Genomic DNA, 15,754 nt, shown 5'->3' with positions numbered 1-15,754 from the left:
TTAAGGAGGGTTGCTCCTTGTTGGACGTTAACAATTTTGAATTTATGAAAATCGGGCTCGCTTCCCCGGAGAAAATTCGTTCTTGGTCCCGCGGAGAAGTAAAAAAACCGGAAACCATTAACTATCGTACATTGAAACCGGAAAAAGAGGGTCTTTTTTGCGAGCGTATTTTTGGACCGCAGAAGGACTGGGAATGTCATTGCGGTAAATACAAACGCGTCCGTTACAAAGGCGTTGTGTGCGACCGCTGCGGCGTTGAAGTAACACGCGCCAAGGTCCGCCGCGAACGCATGGGCCACATTGAGCTGGCAGCTCCTGTATCTCATATCTGGTATTTCAAAGGGATTCCAAGCCGCATGGGTCTTGCGCTGGATATGTCTCCAAGATCGCTCGAAGAGATTATCTACTTCGCATCCTATGTTGTAACTGATCCGGGAGAAACTCCGCTGGAGAAGAAGCAGCTGTTGTCCGAGAAGGAATACCGCAGCTACCGTGAGAAATACGGCTACGGCTTCCAGGCCGGCATGGGCGCTGAAGCTGTCAAAAAACTGCTGCAGGATATCGACATCGACAAAGAGCTCGAATTCCTTAAGGAAGAGCTCCGTACGGCTCAAGGCCAGCGCCGCAACCGGGCGATCAAACGCCTGGAAGTGATCGAGGCCTTCCGCAACTCCGGTAACAAGCCGGACTGGATGATCATGGATGTACTCCCGGTCATTCCTCCGGAGCTTCGCCCGATGGTTCAGCTCGACGGCGGCCGTTTTGCTACGTCTGACCTGAATGACCTGTACCGCCGTGTAATTAACCGGAACAACCGTCTGAAGAGACTGCTGGATCTCGGCGCTCCTGACATCATCGTGCAGAACGAGAAACGGATGCTTCAGGAAGCAGTGGATGCGCTGATTGATAACGGCCGCCGCGGCCGCCCTGTAACGGGTCCCGGTAACCGTCCGCTCAAATCGCTCAGCCATATGCTCAAAGGTAAGCAGGGACGTTTCCGTCAGAACCTGCTCGGTAAGCGCGTTGACTATTCCGGACGTTCCGTTATCGTCGTAGGACCTTACCTGAAGATGTACCAATGCGGTCTTCCTAAGAAGATGGCGCTGGAGCTCTTCAAGCCGTTCGTTATGAAGGAACTGGTGAATAAAGGCCTTGCCCACAACATCAAGAGCGCCAAACGCAAGGTTGAACGCGTAAGTCCAGAGGTCTGGGATGTGCTTGAAGAGGTCATCAGAGAGCACCCGGTTCTGCTGAACCGTGCCCCTACGCTGCACAGACTGGGTATCCAGGCGTTCGAGCCGATTCTGGTTGAAGGCCACGCGATCCGGCTTCATCCGCTCGTATGTACGGCATACAACGCCGACTTTGACGGTGACCAGATGGCCGTACACGTACCGCTCTCTGCAGAAGCCCAGGCTGAAGCACGCCTGCTGATGCTGGCATCCGGCAACATCCTGAACCCTAAGGACGGCAAGCCGGTTGTTACCCCTTCCCAGGACATGGTCCTTGGTACCTTCTACCTGACGATGGACAACAAGGAAGAGAAGGGTACCGGTATGATTCTGCGGAACGTTAACGAAGCTGTATCGGCTTACCAGCGCGGAACCGCAGGCCTGCACGCACGTGTGGCTATTCCTGCCAAAGCGCTCGGCAAAACCAGCTTCACCGAAGAACAGCAGAATGCAATGCTGATTACGACTGTCGGAAAGATCATCTTCAACGAGATCTATCCGAGCAGCTTCCCTTATATCAACGAAGCAACCAAGGCTAACCTGCTGCAAGGCACACCAGACAAGTACTTTATCTATGACAAGGGTGCAGATATCCGTGAGTTGATCATGAATGCTCCTGACGCCAGCGCTGTAGGTAAGGAATATCTCGGTCTGATCATTGCCCGCTGCTTCGAGACGTATCACACCACCCAGACTTCTATGATTCTGGACAAAATCAAGCAGCTCGGCTTCACCTACTCTACACGTTCCGGGGTTACGGTTGCCGTATCCGACGTTATCGTGCCAGAGGAAAAAGCAACCATTCTGAAGGAATCGGAAGCTAAGGTTGATGTCGTTGCCAACCAATACCGCCGCGGTCTGATTACCAATGATGAACGGTATGACCGTGTTATCGAGATCTGGTCGAAGACCAAGGATGATCTGACCAACGTGCTGCTGAAATCGATGGACCGCTTCAACTCCATCATGCTCATGGTTGACTCCAAGGCGCGCGGTAACAAATCGCAGATCACCCAGCTGGGCGGTATGCGCGGACTGATGGCTACCCCGTCAGGACGGATTTTTGAATTGCCGATCAAAGCGAATTTCCGTGAAGGTCTGACCGTCCTCGAGTACTTTATCTCCACCCACGGAGCGCGTAAAGGTCTGGCCGATACAGCGCTGCGTACAGCCGACTCCGGGTATCTGACCCGCCGTCTGGTTGACGTGGCCCAGGACGTTATTGTCCGCGAGGAAGATTGCGGTACCGATAAAGGCTTCACTGTCAGCCGGATTCAGGATGGTAAGGAAGTCATCGAGGATCTGTACGACCGTATTGAGGGCCGTTACTCCTTCGAGACTGTCCGTCATCCGGAGACCAAGGAGATCATCGTTCACCGTAACGATCTGATTGACTCCGACAAGGCTGAAGAGATCGTGAACGCCGGCGTGACCAAGCTGCAGATCCGCTCTGTGCTGAGCTGCCGTGCCCGTCACGGAGTCTGCAAGAAGTGCTACGGACGCAACCTGGCAACAGGCAAGTTCGTGGAAATCGGGGAAGCAGTCGGCATTATCGCCGCCCAATCTATCGGTGAACCGGGAACACAGCTTACCATGCGTACCTTCCATACCGGTGGTGTAGCCGGAGACGATATCACGCAAGGTTTGCCGCGTATCCAGGAGCTGTTTGAAGCCCGTAACCCTAAAGGTCAGGCAACAATCAGTGAAATTGACGGGGTAATCAAGGAAATCCGTGAAACCAAGGACCGCCGTGAAATCGAGGTTCAGGGTGAAGCGGAATCCAAGACCTATTCCATCACTTACGGCTCGCGTCTGCGTGTCAGCGAAGGCCAGGAGATTGAAGCCGGGGATGAGCTGACAGACGGTTCGATCGACCCTAAGGAAATGCTGCGCATCAAGGGTATCCGCGGGGTGCAGAACTACATCCTGCAGGAAGTACAGCGTGTATACCGTAACCAGGGCGTTGAGATCAATGACAAGCACATCGAAGTTATGATCAAGCAGATGCTGCGCAAAATCCGGATTATCGATGCCGGAGACACCAGCCTGCTGCCGGGTGCCTTTGCGGACATTCATGAATATGAAGCAGCCAACAAGGAAGCCATTCTGTCCGGAAATGAGCCTGCGGTTGCTAAACCGGTTCTGCTCGGGATCACTAAGGCCTCCCTGGAGACCGACTCCTTCCTGTCTGCGGCCTCCTTCCAGGAGACTACACGTGTCCTGACGGATGCAGCGATCAAGGGCAAGGTGGATAAACTCCTGGGCCTGAAAGAGAATGTTATCATCGGTAAGCTGATTCCTGCCGGTACAGGCATGAACCGCTACCGTAACGTGAAGCTGAGCGATCCGAATGAAGAGGCTAGTGAAGAAGCTCTGGAGACCGTTCCGGCTGAATAATTGAATACTCACGGCATCAGCATACGCGTCACGCTGCAGGTTGGGCGTGACGCGGCTGTCTGCTGTGATGATCCATAAAATTATTACTGTTTTTTCTTGACATCCTCTGCTGAGGGTGCTAATATGTCTAAGGTGCGTGAGTAGCCTTGTCATTCTAATTCAGTGGAGGTATTGTTTTATGACTGATGATAGAGGGTTACAGGATGCTCAGGTCAAGATCGGTTCCAAGCAAACCGTCAAGGCGGTGGAGATGGGCCAAGCCGCAGAAGTCTATGTGGCGGAGGACGGAGATCAACGGCTTACTTCCAGGATTGTGTTGCTTTGCAACAAACAAGGCGTTAAGGTAACCTATGTGGATACCATGCTGAATTTGGGCAAGGCCTGCGGTATAGAAGTTGGTGCTGCGATGGCAGCCGTCTTAAAACAATAGCAGCAAGAGAACGTTTTTGTACCGGGGTACACTTCGGCAGCAAGGACTTTTCATTTGTCTTTTTATGAACCACCTGGGTCTGTGGACTTAACGTTCATGAATTGACTATCATTTCAGGAAGGGGGTGGCACAACATGCCAACTATCAACCAATTGGTTCGCAAAGGCCGTCAAGCCAAAATCGAAAAATCCAAATCTCCCGCTCTTCAAAAGGGGTTCAACGCCCTCAAGCGTGAGGCTACAAATTTGAGCGCCCCGCAGAAACGCGGTGTGTGCACTCGTGTAGGCACAATGACTCCACGTAAACCAAACTCAGCACTTCGTAAGTATGCCCGTGTTCGTCTGACGAACCGTCTTGAGGTGACTGCTTACATTCCGGGGATCGGACACAACCTTCAAGAGCACAGCGTAGTATTGCTGCGCGGAGGTAAAGTTAAAGACCTTGCAGGGGTTCGTTACCACATCGTTCGTGGTGCACTGGATACTGCAGGTGTTGCTAACCGGATGCAGGCTCGCTCCAAATATGGTGCGAAACGTCCTAAGGCCAAGAAATAAGATTAGGCTGTCTGAATAATAAACATTCAAGAAAGGGGGATATCCATGCCACGCAAAGGTCCAGTTACGAAGAGAGATGTATTACCAGATCCATTGTATAATAGCAAGTTGGTTACCCGTTTGATCAACCGTATTATGCTGGGTGGTAAAAGAGGTGTCGCTCAAAGCATTTTGTACAATTCATTCAAGTTGATTCAAGAACGTACAGGTAAAGAGCCGATGGAAGTATTTGAAGCTGCCATCAAGAACATCATGCCTGTATTGGAAGTTAAAGCCCGCCGTGTCGGCGGTGCCAACTACCAAGTGCCGATCGAGGTTAAACCTGAAAGACGTACTGCTTTGGGATTACGCTGGCTCGTGAACTACTCACGCAACCGCGGTGAGAAGACTATGGAAGAGCGTTTGGCGGCTGAGATTATCGATGCTTCCAACAACACAGGCGCTTCTGTCAAGAAACGTGAAGACACACACAAAATGGCTGAAGCGAACAAAGCGTTTGCTCACTACCGTTGGTAGGATTACAGTCGACCAAATAACTTCTATTTTGGAAGGAGATCCATTTCATGGCAAGAGAGTTCTCCTTAAAAAATACACGTAATATCGGGATCATGGCGCATATTGATGCTGGTAAGACAACTACTACGGAGCGTATTCTTTTCTACACAGGCCGCACGCACAAGATCGGTGAAGTTCACGAGGGTGCTGCTACAATGGACTGGATGGAACAAGAGCAAGAGCGCGGAATCACCATTACATCCGCTGCAACAACTGCTTCCTGGAAGGGTCACCGCATCAATATCATTGATACCCCAGGGCACGTTGACTTCACTGTTGAAGTTGAACGTTCCCTGCGTGTATTGGATGGGGCAGTTGGTGTATTTAGTGCGAAAGAGGGCGTTGAGCCTCAGTCTGAAACCGTATGGAGACAGGCTGACCGTTACGGCGTTCCCCGGATTGCATATGTAAACAAGATGGATATCATCGGTGCCGACTTCCTTAACGTAGTTAAGGATATGCGTGATCGTCTTCAAGCCAACTCGGTTGCTATTCAGCTGCCGATCGGTGCAGAGAACGACTTCACAGGCATCATTGACCTGGTTGAGCAGAAAGCTCACATCTTCAAGGATGATCTGGGTCAGAACATCGAGGTAACAGAGATTCCTGCGGAATTCCTGGAGCAAGTTGAGGAGCTGCGTCTCGAGCTGATCGAGAAGGTTGCTGAACTCGACGAGGACCTCACTATGAAGTACCTGGAAGGCGAAGAAATTACAGTAGACGAGATCAAGGCTGCACTGCGCAAAGGCGTATGTGAAGTTAAAATCTTCCCTGTAATCTGCGGCTCTTCCTACCGTAACAAAGGGGTTCAGCTGATGCTGGACGCAGTCGTTGATTACCTGCCATCCCCGCTTGATGTACCGTCGATTCAAGGTCACCTTGAAGATGGTTCGGAAATTGAGCGTCACTCTTCCGATGAAGAGCCGTTCGCAGCGCTGGCATTCAAAATCATGACAGACCCTTATGTTGGTAAGCTCACGTTCTTCCGTGTATACTCCGGTATCCTGGAATCCGGTTCATATGTAGTGAATGCTACTAAGGGCAAACGTGAACGTATCGGCCGTATCCTGCAGATGCATGCGAACAGCCGTCAAGAAATCTCCATCGTATACGCTGGTGATATCGCGGCAGCTGTTGGTCTGAAGGACACAAGCACTGGTGATACACTTTGCGACGAGAAGAACCCGGTAATCCTGGAATCCATGAACTTCCCTGATCCGGTTATCGAAATCGCGGTTGAGCCAAAAACCAAAGCTGACCAAGATAAAATGGGCGTTGCTCTCGGCAAGCTGACTGAAGAGGATCCAACTCTTCGTGCGCACACCGATGAAGAAACTGGCCAAACGATCCTGGCAGGTATGGGTGAGCTTCACCTGGATATTATCATCGACCGTATGCGCCGCGAATTCAAGGTAGAGACCAACGTGGGTAAACCACAGGTTGCTTACCGTGAGACATTCAAAGCTCCAGCACGCGTCGAAGGTAAATTCGTTCGCCAATCCGGCGGTCGCGGTCAGTACGGTCACGTATGGGTTGAATTCGAACCCCTCGATCCAGGTACTGGCAGCCAGTTCGACAGCAAGGTTGTTGGTGGTTCTGTACCTAGAGAATACATCGCTCCTGCGCTGGCCGGTATTGAAGAGCAAATGAAAAACGGCGTTCTTGCAGGCTTCCCGCTTGTAGACGTTAAGGCTACCATCGTAGATGGTTCCTACCATGATGTTGACTCCAACGAAATGGCGTTCAAGATTGCCGGTTCTATGGCACTCAAAGCTGCCAAGGACAAGTGTAAGCCTGTTCTGCTGGAGCCAATCATGAAAGTGGAAGTAACTGTTCCTGAGGAATACATGGGCGATGTAATGGGTATGCTGAACTCCCGCCGCGGCCGTATCGAAGGTATGGACTCCCGTGGTGGTGCGCAGATTATCCGTGCAAAGGTACCTCTTTCCGAAATGTTCGGTTATTCCACAACACTTCGTTCCGGTACTCAAGGACGCGGCGTATTCTCGATGGAGCTTTCGCACTACGAAGAAGTGCCTAAGACCATTGCAGAAGAAATCGTATCCAAGAACAAGGGCGGAGAATAAGCTTAAGTTTTTAACTTGCCGTCCGGGTATATCACACAAGTCATCTCAGAACTGCACATAGACGGGCGGCTCTAATATAAGGAACCCCACAATAAGGAGGAACTGTTCAAATGGCAAAGGCAAAGTTTGAACGTAACAAACCGCACGTTAACATCGGTACTATTGGTCACGTCGACCATGGTAAAACAACCCTGACTGCTGCTATCACAACTGTACTGTCCAAAAGATACGGTGGTGCTGCTGTAGCATTCGACCAAATCGACAAAGCTCCAGAAGAACGCGAACGCGGTATCACTATCTCCACCGCTCACGTTGAATATGAAACTCCTAACCGTCACTACGCACACGTTGACTGCCCTGGACACGCCGACTATGTTAAAAACATGATCACTGGCGCAGCGCAGATGGACGGAGCTATCCTGGTTGTATCCGCAGCTGACGGCCCTATGCCACAGACTCGCGAGCACATCCTGCTGTCCCGCCAAGTAGGCGTTCCTTACATCGTCGTATTCCTGAACAAATGCGACATGGTTGAAGACGAAGAGCTTCTGGAACTGGTTGAAATGGAAGTTCGCGATCTGCTGAGCGAATATGAATTCCCAGGCGATGACACTCCAATCGTTCGCGGTTCCGCTCGTGAAGCGCTGCAGAACCCAGACGGCGAATGGGCTAACAAGATTGTCGAAATGTTCGAAACTATCGACACTTACATCCCGCTGCCTGAGCGTCAGACTGACAAGCCATTCCTGATGCCAGTCGAAGACGTATTCTCCATCACTGGCCGCGGTACTGTGGCAACTGGTCGCGTAGAACGCGGAACAGTTAAAGTTGGGGAAGAAGTTGAAATCGTGGGTATCCACGAAGAGAAGAGAAAATCCGTTGTTACCGGCGTAGAAATGTTCCGCAAATTGCTCGATTCCGCACAAGCGGGCGACAACATCGGCGCATTGCTGCGTGGTGTAGACCGTAACATGATCGAACGTGGTCAAGTACTGTCCAAGCCAAACTCCGTTAACCCGCACACTGAGTTCTCTGCTCAGATCTACGTCCTGACTAAAGAAGAAGGCGGACGTCACAAACCATTCTTCACTGGTTACCGTCCACAGTTCTACTTCCGTACAACTGACGTAACTGGCATCATCAACCTGCCAGAAGGTACTGAAATGGTTATGCCTGGCGATAACATCACTGTAAGTGTACAGCTGATCTCGCCAATCGCTATTGAAGAAGGAACTAAGTTCTCCATTCGCGAAGGCGGCCGTACAGTTGGTGCCGGTTCCGTAGCAACTATCCAGAAATAAGCCGGCTCTATCCGTTAGGATAGACCAGAATATAAGATCAGGGCTCCTTCTTATGAAGGAGCCCTGATCTATTTTTATATAATTGATTTTAAATTTCCTTAGCGTACTCTGTGCTTGGCAATTTCGATAATACGACATACAAGCTGGAAGGGGCCCCGCTGTTATTGCTGTACGCAAAGGATTCATCACCGGCAATATGAAGCGCCTCTCCTTGGGTGAAGGGGGATTCTTCTCCATTTACATGAATGGTTCCTTCACCGTTCAAGGCCAGAATGTATACATCGGCGCCCGGATGCTTGTGGACAGGCAGCTGCTGGCCCGGCATGAAGTTGAGTATGAATACTACACTTTCACCTTTTTGAAAGATAATTTTTTTCGTAAAGCGTTCCTCATGATACTGTACTGCTTCAGCGGTGTTCTTTCTTTCCATAATGAATCCCTGCTTTCAATTGGTTTGTGGTTTACAGCTTAACCTCGTACTCACAGTGCTCATGGCCGGTCACGTTGCACTTGATCTCCTTCACCGAGACCTTGCGGCCGAGAATCTTGCATAGCGCACCTTCGATAATAGCCCCCTCCAGATCACAGACCATCCTCTCGTCCGCAAGGGACGGCAGTCCTTTACAGAAGCAGTCATCTACCGCAATATTCAATCTGCGTTCATCGGAATGAATAATCCGGGGGATTCCGATTCTTAGCTCTTCGAACAGGTGCAGCAGCTCGTCAACGGAGGTGACAGGCAGACTCTCCCCAATCTTGCGTCCTATGGTGACAGTAGTTCCCTTACCGCCTAACGGCAAGCCCTGATTCATTCCAATGAGGCGGATTGTCCGGAATAATTCAAGCGGGACCATATTGCCGAGCGAAGTTCTGTTCATCCGGCGCATATCCTCAAATGTGTAGTGCTGCAAGCTCCTCAACTCCTTTTGTCTCTATGAACCTATTGTACCGATGCTTGGGATGGGCATCCTTGATATAGATCAAGTTTTTAACATTAGTTGTGCGCCCAGTCACCGGTCAGAAAGCAGATCTTTGTTATGGTGGAAACAGCGAAAGGGAGGGGATGAAGGATCATGGAATGTAAGTCTTGCGGTTCCCATGCCTGTGTTCGTCAGGTTCCTGTATTCAGTGGCTTATCCGATGAGGAACTGGTTATGATTGATTCGATCACAGACTCAGCACCTTACAGCAAAGGCAGCCAGGTGTGCAGAGAGGGTGAGCCATCAGCAGCCTTGTATGTAGTCAAAAGCGGGTTAATCAAGTTGACGAAGAACAGTATGGAGGGGAAGCAGCATATTGTCCGTTTTCTTTTCCCGGGGGATTATTTCGGACAGTTTGCGCTGCTGCACAATAAGAATAATGATGTAACGGCGGAGATGATCGAGAGCGGGGTAGTGTGCAGGATGCACCGGAAGGACTTCATTCCACTGCTGGAGCAGAATGCAGGGCTTGCCTTCAGCTTCCTGATGTCTGTCAGTGAGCAGCTGCATCTGGCGGAGGAGACGGCGGGTGCCATGCACATGCTTGAGGTGGAGAAACGGTTAGCCCGGCTGCTGATCTACCTGTATACCAGGAATCTCTCAGAATCCGATAGGACCATGCAAAGCTGGAGACAATCCGTAGATTTGCCGTCTGCACAGAAAGAGATTGCCGCCATGATCGGAACAACTGCCGAAACACTTAGCCGGAAGCTGAATAAGCTCGAAGCGCTGAAGATTATTGCCATGCACAAAAGAACGGTAAATATTCTGGAGATGGAGGCGTTGCTTCAGATGGCGGAAATCAGGGAATAGATCTATTTATATAGAAGAAACACGTTCATTTACGGAACATATGGCGCCTTTCTGAACAGGAAAGAGAACTTTTTTAATTTTTTTTCGGAAAAAGCTGATTAGTTTCGCAAATGCTCTTGCAATATAGCCGCCTATTATATATAATAATAAATGTTGTTCTGAGACGTTGCGATGATGTGAGAGGTTACTGACACACCCGGCCCCTTTGCCATGAGGTCGATGTCGGAAAATTTTCACGGAGTATGTCCGATAATAAATTGGGCGATAGAAGGAGGGACTAAAATGGCAAAGCAAAAAATTCGTATCCGCTTGAAAGCATACGACCACAGAATTCTTGATCAATCCGCTGAGAAAATTGTTGAAACAGCAAAACGTTCGGGTGCTGGTGTATCCGGGCCGATTCCGCTGCCAACCGAGAAACAAGTTATTACCATTCTCCGTGCGGTGCACAAGTACAAGGATTCCCGTGAACAGTTTGAACAACGGACTCACAAACGTTTGATCGATATTGTGAACCCAACACCACAAACTGTGGATGCCTTGATGCGCTTGGATCTGCCGTCCGGTGTAGATATCGAAATCAAATTGTAATTCATTTCAAGCAACTAGGAAAAGAAAAGAGGTGTCAACATGAAAGGTATCTTAGGAAAAAAACTCGGTATGACTCAAGTGTTTACTCCAGAAGGTAACGTGATCGCTGTATCGGTTATCGAAGCGGGTCCTTGTGTGGTACTGCAAAAGAAAGACCTGAATATCGACGGATATGAAGCAGTGCAGTTGGGCTTTTCCGATAAGAAAGAAAGCCGCTCCAACAAGCCTGAACAGGGTCACGCCAAAAAGGCAAATGCAACACCTAAGCGCTACGTTCGCGAAATTCGCGGTGTTGACCTCGGGTCCCTCGAGGTTGGACAAGAGCTTAAGGCTGACATCTTCGCTGAAGGCGAATTTGTTGACGTAACCGGTACGACCAAGGGTAAAGGCTTCCAGGGTAACATCAAGCGCTGGGGACAAAGCCGCGGACCAATGGCACACGGATCGCGTTACCACAGAAGACCGGGCTCGATGGGTTCCATTCAGGCTAACCGTGTTCCTAAGGGCAAACGCCTGCCAGGACATATGGGTCACACGACCGTTACGGTTCAAAGACTTGAAATCATCCGGGTTGACGTAGAACGCAATGTACTGCTGGTTAAAGGCGCTATCCCAGGCCCTAAGAACAGCTACGTGAAAGTTAAAGAAACTGTTAAGAAATAACGACTGAAGAAAGGAGGAACATGAAATGCCAAAAGTAACACTTTTTAATACTAGTGGTAGCGAAGTTGGCGAAGTTGAACTGAGTGATTCGGTCTTCGGTATTGAGCCTAATGCACATGTTATGCATGAAGCTGTACTGATGCAGAGAGCTTCCCTTCGTCGCGGTACACACAAAGTAAAAGGACGCTCTGAAGTACGTGGCGGCGGACGTAAGCCTTGGAAGCAAAAAGGTACAGGTCGTGCCCGTCAAGGCTCCATTCGTTCTCCACAATGGAAAGGCGGCGGCGTAGTCTTCGGACCAACACCACGCAGCTATTCCTGGAAACTGCCTAAGAAAGTTCGCCGGTTGGCCATCAAATCCGCGTTGTCCTCGAAAGTTCTCGGGAATGACATCATCGTATTGGATAGCCTGACTATGAATGCTCCGAAGACGAAAGAATTCGCAGCGATTCTGAACAATCTTAAAGTGGGCAGCAAGGCCCTGGTTGTAGCTCCTGGCTATGACGACAATGTGGCTCTTTCCGCTCGTAACATCCCTGGGGTGAAATTCGTAGCGGCTGATGGCATCAATGTTCTTGACGTACTGCTGTACGACAAACTGATCATCACTAAAGATGCAGTTCTGAAGGTAGAGGAGGTGTTCGCGTAATGAAAGATCCTCGTGATATTGTTAAGCGACCTGTGATTACGGAACGCACATCCGAATACATGAGCGAACTGAAGTACGCTTTTGAAGTGGATATTCGTGCTAACAAGACCGAAATCAAAAAAGCTGTCGAGGCTATTTTTAAAGTTAAAGTCGTTAGTGTGAACACAATGCGCGTACCTGGTAAACTGAAACGTTACGGCAAATATTCCGGATACACTCCAGAATGGAAAAAAGCCATCGTTAAGCTTAGCCCGGACAGCAAGCCGCTCGAATTCTTTGAAGCGGTAGAATAATAATCTGTAAAGTAAGGAGGGAACTACAGTGCCAATCAAAAAGTACAAACCGACCTCTCCGGCAAGACGCGCTATGTCCGTGTCTACGTTTGAAGAAATCACCACAAACCAGCCTGAGAAATCGTTGCTCGCTCCGCTGTTCAAGCATGCGGGACGCAACAACCAAGGTAAAATTACGGTTCGTCACCACGGCGGCGGACACAAGCGTAAATACCGTATTATCGACTTCAAACGCACGAAAGACGGCATACCAGGTAGCGTTGCTACAATCGAGTATGACCCGAACCGTACGTCCAATATCGCATTGATCAACTACGCTGACGGAGAGAAACGTTACATCATCGCTCCTAAAGGCCTTAAAGTTGGGGATAAAATCGAGTCTGGCCCTGCTGCTGACATCAAAATCGGTAACAGCCTTCCGCTCGCAAACATCCCAGTGGGTACAGTTATCCACAACATCGAGCTGAAGCCTGGTAAAGGCGGACAACTGGTCCGTGCAGCCGGTACAGAAGCTCAATTGCTCGGTAAAGAAGAGAAATACGTATCCGTTCGTCTGAACTCCGGTGAAGTGCGCAGAATCCTCAGCGTTTGCCGTGCAACGATCGGTTCCGTAGGTAACGAAGATCACGAGCTGATCAAGATTGGTAAAGCCGGACGCAGCCGCTGGCTGGGACGTCGTCCTGAAGTACGCGGTGTTGTCATGAACCCTAACGATCACCCACACGGTGGTGGTGAAGGCCGCGCTCCAATCGGACGGAAATCGCCAATGTCTCCTTGGGGCAAACCAACCCTCGGCTACAAAACGCGTAAGAAAAACAAAGCATCTGATAAATATATCGTTCGCCGCCGCACAAAATAAGACGCTTCAGGCAAGTTAAGCTAGCGCGAAGCGTCGATTCGCGGTTTGAAGAACCGGATGAAGGGAGGATTCACACATGGGTCGCAGTTTAAAGAAGGGGCCGTTCATTGATGGCTACCTGCTGAAAAAAGTTGAGGAACTGAACGCGGCAGATAAGAAAGTTGTTGTTAAAACCTGGTCCCGTCGCTCAACCATTTTCCCTCAGTTTATCGGACATACGTTTGGTGTATATGACGGCCGTAAGCACGTGCCTGTATACGTAACGGAAGATATGGTAGGTCACAAGTTGGGCGAGTTCGCGCCAACACGTACTTACAAAGGCCACGCGGGTGACGATAAGAAAACCAGAAGATAATTAACGTCTCTGTTTGAGAGGAGGGAAAACAATGGAAGCAAAAGCACATGCAAGATCGGTGCGGATTTCTGCGCGTAAAGCGAAACTGGTTGTTGACTTGATTCGCGGCAAGCAAGTGGGGGAAGCAATCGCAATTCTTCGCCACACTCCGAAGTCCGCTTCTCCGGTTGTTGAGAAGCTGCTGAACTCGGCGATTGCTAACGCTGAGCATAACTACTCTATGGACGTAAACAGCTTGTTCGTAAGCGAAGTTTTCGTTAACCAGGGTCCAACAATGAAACGTTTCCGTCCACGCGCCATGGGCCGTGCAAGCCGGATCAATAAACGTACCAGCCACATTACTTTGGTGGTATCTGAGAAATAAGGAGGGATAACACGTGGGTCAAAAGGTAAATCCAGTCGGACTCCGAGTCGGTATTATTCGCGATTGGGAATCAAAATGGTATGCAGGCAAAGATTTCGGTACTCTTTTAATGGAAGACGTCAAAATCCGGGAATACCTTAAAGGCAAATTGAAAGATTCCTCTGTTTCCCGCATCGAGATCGAAAGAGCGGCAAGCCGAGTGAACGTTACAATTCACACTGCCAAGCCAGGTATGGTAATCGGTAAGGGCGGAGCAGAAGTTGAAGTACTGCGCAGCGAAGTTACAGCGATCGCCGGCGGCAAAAAAGTACACATCAACATCAATGAAATTAAGCACCCTGAACTGGATGCAATTCTTGTTGCTGAGAGCATTGCACAACAGCTGGAGCGTCGCGTATCGTTCCGCCGTGCACTGAAGCAAGCGATTCAGAGAACTATGCGTTCCGGCGCAAAGGGTATCAAAACACAAGTTGGCGGACGTCTTGGCGGTGCTGAGATTGCCCGTTCAGAAGGTTATAGCGAAGGAACAGTTCCACTTCATACGCTTCGTGCTGATATCGATTACGGAACAGCTGAAGCTCATACAACTTACGGCCGTATCGGCGTAAAAGTATGGATCTACCGTGGAGAAGTTCTTCCCCCAGCTAAGAAACAAGCTGCTCAGGAAGGAGGCAACTAATCATGTTGGTACCAAAGCGCGTTAAACACCGCAAGCAACAGCGCGGTCACATGAAGGGTATGGCAAAAGGCGGAACCGAGCTGAACTTCGGCGAATTCGGTCTGCAGGCTCTGGAGCCATCCTGGATCACTAACCGTCAGATCGAAGCTGCACGTATCGCGATGACACGTTACATCAAACGTGGCGGTCAGGTCTGGATTAAGATTTTCCCAGATAAGCCAATTACTCAGAAGCCTCTTGAGGTTCGTATGGGTAGTGGTAAAGGTAACGTTGAGAAGTGGGTAGCAGTAGTTAAACCGGGCAAGATTATGTTCGAACTCGGAGGCGTGTCGGAAGAAATCGCTCGTGAAGCGATGCGTCTTGCCGCTCACAAGCTGCCTGTTAAGACTAAGTTTGTGAAACGTGAAGAATTGGGTGGTGAAGCAAATGAAAGCTAATGAACTTCGCAACTTAACCACTGCCGAGATTGAACAGAAGATCGCCGGATTCAAGGAAGAGCTTTTCAATCTCCGTTTTCAATTGGCTACTGGCCAACTGGATAACCCGACTCGGATTCGTGATGTGCGTAAGGAAATAGCTCGTGCTAAAACCGTTATCCATCAAAGAGTTCTTGGGATCAGTTAAGTGACGGCGGATTCGTCATCCGTAATCAGGAAGGAGGCTAACTATGAGCGAAGAACGTAATGCACGTAAAGTGCTGATCGGTAAAGTAGTCAGCGACAAAATGGATAAGACCATCGTAATTGCTGTTGAAACCTATAAAAAGCACAATCTGTATCACAAACGCATCAAGTCCACGAAGAAATTCAAGGCACATGATGAAGAGAATGTAGCTAAAATTGGTGATGTCGTAAAAGTCATGGAGACTCGTCCATTGTCGAAGGACAAACGCTGGAGACTGGTTGAAGTGGTAGAAAAAGCGGTTATCATCTAAGACTAGAGCCTGATCCCT

20 protein-coding genes are annotated in these 15,754 nt (G+C 49.7%); 18 read left to right on the top strand and 2 right to left on the bottom strand.

Going from position 1 to position 15,754, the window contains the following annotated elements:
• The first annotated feature begins 17 nt into the window (after positions 1 to 17).
• The 6 genes from rpoC to tuf all read left to right on the top strand — a co-directional run bounded on the left by rpoC (position 18) and on the right by tuf (position 8,556).
• On the top strand, positions 18 to 3,629 hold the full coding sequence (gene rpoC, locus MHI24_RS13095; RefSeq protein ID WP_340026021.1) for a DNA-directed RNA polymerase subunit beta': 3,612 nt from the start codon (positions 18 to 20) through the stop codon (positions 3,627 to 3,629).
• Positions 3,630 to 3,807: 178 nt separating this feature from the next.
• Positions 3,808 to 4,059, top strand: coding sequence for a ribosomal L7Ae/L30e/S12e/Gadd45 family protein (locus tag MHI24_RS13090; protein ID WP_340026020.1), 252 nt, complete (start codon positions 3,808 to 3,810; stop codon positions 4,057 to 4,059).
• A gap of 134 nt (positions 4,060 to 4,193) precedes the next feature.
• Positions 4,194 to 4,613, top strand: coding sequence for a 30S ribosomal protein S12 (gene rpsL / locus MHI24_RS13085; protein WP_020427075.1), 420 nt, complete (start codon positions 4,194 to 4,196; stop codon positions 4,611 to 4,613).
• A gap of 45 nt (positions 4,614 to 4,658) precedes the next feature.
• Complete coding sequence (gene rpsG, locus MHI24_RS13080; protein ID WP_020427074.1) at positions 4,659 to 5,129, top strand: 30S ribosomal protein S7; 471 nt, start codon at positions 4,659 to 4,661, stop codon at positions 5,127 to 5,129.
• Between the two features lie 47 nt (positions 5,130 to 5,176).
• The gene (fusA, locus tag MHI24_RS13075; RefSeq protein WP_340026019.1) at positions 5,177 to 7,255 is read left to right on the top strand and encodes an elongation factor G; all 2,079 of its coding nucleotides are present in this window, start codon (positions 5,177 to 5,179) and stop codon (positions 7,253 to 7,255) included.
• 110 nt (positions 7,256 to 7,365) lie between these two features.
• Positions 7,366 to 8,556 carry an elongation factor Tu gene (gene tuf, locus MHI24_RS13070; protein ID WP_340026018.1) on the top strand — a complete coding sequence of 397 codons (1,191 nt, stop codon included), beginning with the start codon at positions 7,366 to 7,368 and terminating at the stop codon, positions 8,554 to 8,556.
• 88 nt (positions 8,557 to 8,644) lie between these two features.
• Here the strand turns inward: tuf and MHI24_RS13065 are convergent, their stop codons facing one another.
• Together MHI24_RS13065 and MHI24_RS13060 are read right to left on the bottom strand one after the other, a co-directional pair.
• Positions 8,645 to 8,986, bottom strand: a complete 342-nt coding sequence (locus tag MHI24_RS13065) for a cupin domain-containing protein (RefSeq protein WP_340026017.1) — start codon at positions 8,984 to 8,986, stop codon at positions 8,645 to 8,647.
• Between the two features lie 31 nt (positions 8,987 to 9,017).
• Positions 9,018 to 9,434: a V4R domain-containing protein gene (locus tag MHI24_RS13060; RefSeq protein WP_340026016.1), complete on the bottom strand. Its 417-nt coding sequence runs from the start codon at positions 9,432 to 9,434 to the stop codon at positions 9,018 to 9,020.
• Positions 9,435 to 9,710: 276 nt separating this feature from the next.
• Between MHI24_RS13060 and MHI24_RS13055 the strand changes: the two genes are divergently transcribed.
• The 12 genes from MHI24_RS13055 to rpsQ all read left to right on the top strand — a co-directional run bounded on the left by MHI24_RS13055 (position 9,711) and on the right by rpsQ (position 15,736).
• The gene (locus MHI24_RS13055) at positions 9,711 to 10,349 is read left to right on the top strand and encodes a Crp/Fnr family transcriptional regulator (protein ID WP_340026015.1); all 639 of its coding nucleotides are present in this window, start codon (positions 9,711 to 9,713) and stop codon (positions 10,347 to 10,349) included.
• A 282-nt stretch (positions 10,350 to 10,631) separates the two neighbouring features.
• Positions 10,632 to 10,940 carry a 30S ribosomal protein S10 gene (gene rpsJ, locus MHI24_RS13050; protein WP_009226637.1) on the top strand — a complete coding sequence of 103 codons (309 nt, stop codon included), beginning with the start codon at positions 10,632 to 10,634 and terminating at the stop codon, positions 10,938 to 10,940.
• Positions 10,941 to 10,979: 39 nt separating this feature from the next.
• Entirely contained in the window at positions 10,980 to 11,603 is a 624-nt protein-coding gene (rplC, locus tag MHI24_RS13045) for a 50S ribosomal protein L3 (RefSeq protein WP_340026014.1), read from the top strand.
• Positions 11,604 to 11,628: 25 nt separating this feature from the next.
• On the top strand, positions 11,629 to 12,252 hold the full coding sequence (gene rplD / locus MHI24_RS13040; protein ID WP_340026013.1) for a 50S ribosomal protein L4: 624 nt from the start codon (positions 11,629 to 11,631) through the stop codon (positions 12,250 to 12,252).
• On the top strand, positions 12,252 to 12,545 hold the full coding sequence (rplW, locus tag MHI24_RS13035) for a 50S ribosomal protein L23 (RefSeq protein WP_238655657.1): 294 nt from the start codon (positions 12,252 to 12,254) through the stop codon (positions 12,543 to 12,545). The genes rplD and rplW overlap by 1 nt, the downstream gene beginning before the upstream one ends.
• A gap of 28 nt (positions 12,546 to 12,573) precedes the next feature.
• Entirely contained in the window at positions 12,574 to 13,404 is an 831-nt protein-coding gene (gene rplB / locus MHI24_RS13030) for a 50S ribosomal protein L2 (RefSeq protein ID WP_238655658.1), read from the top strand.
• Positions 13,405 to 13,480: 76 nt separating this feature from the next.
• Entirely contained in the window at positions 13,481 to 13,759 is a 279-nt protein-coding gene (gene rpsS / locus MHI24_RS13025) for a 30S ribosomal protein S19 (RefSeq protein ID WP_019908227.1), read from the top strand.
• 31 nt (positions 13,760 to 13,790) lie between these two features.
• Positions 13,791 to 14,123, top strand: a complete 333-nt coding sequence (rplV, locus tag MHI24_RS13020) for a 50S ribosomal protein L22 (RefSeq protein WP_019908228.1) — start codon at positions 13,791 to 13,793, stop codon at positions 14,121 to 14,123.
• A gap of 13 nt (positions 14,124 to 14,136) precedes the next feature.
• Positions 14,137 to 14,802, top strand: coding sequence for a 30S ribosomal protein S3 (rpsC, locus tag MHI24_RS13015; RefSeq protein ID WP_340026012.1), 666 nt, complete (start codon positions 14,137 to 14,139; stop codon positions 14,800 to 14,802).
• Between the two features lie 2 nt (positions 14,803 to 14,804).
• Positions 14,805 to 15,239, top strand: a complete 435-nt coding sequence (gene rplP, locus MHI24_RS13010; RefSeq protein WP_020427064.1) for a 50S ribosomal protein L16 — start codon at positions 14,805 to 14,807, stop codon at positions 15,237 to 15,239.
• Positions 15,229 to 15,426 carry a 50S ribosomal protein L29 gene (rpmC, locus tag MHI24_RS13005; protein ID WP_019908232.1) on the top strand — a complete coding sequence of 66 codons (198 nt, stop codon included), beginning with the start codon at positions 15,229 to 15,231 and terminating at the stop codon, positions 15,424 to 15,426. The genes rplP and rpmC overlap by 11 nt, the downstream gene beginning before the upstream one ends.
• 43 nt (positions 15,427 to 15,469) lie before the next feature.
• Entirely contained in the window at positions 15,470 to 15,736 is a 267-nt protein-coding gene (gene rpsQ, locus MHI24_RS13000; protein ID WP_036692400.1) for a 30S ribosomal protein S17, read from the top strand.
• Positions 15,737 to 15,754: the final 18 nt, after the last annotated feature.

It is taken from the genome of Paenibacillus sp. FSL K6-1096 (assembly GCF_037977055.1).
Taxonomy (GTDB): domain Bacteria; phylum Bacillota; class Bacilli; order Paenibacillales; family Paenibacillaceae; genus Paenibacillus_AQ.
The sequence above is the reverse complement of the archived record's forward strand: the minus strand, read 5'-3'. Positions and strand labels throughout refer to the sequence as shown.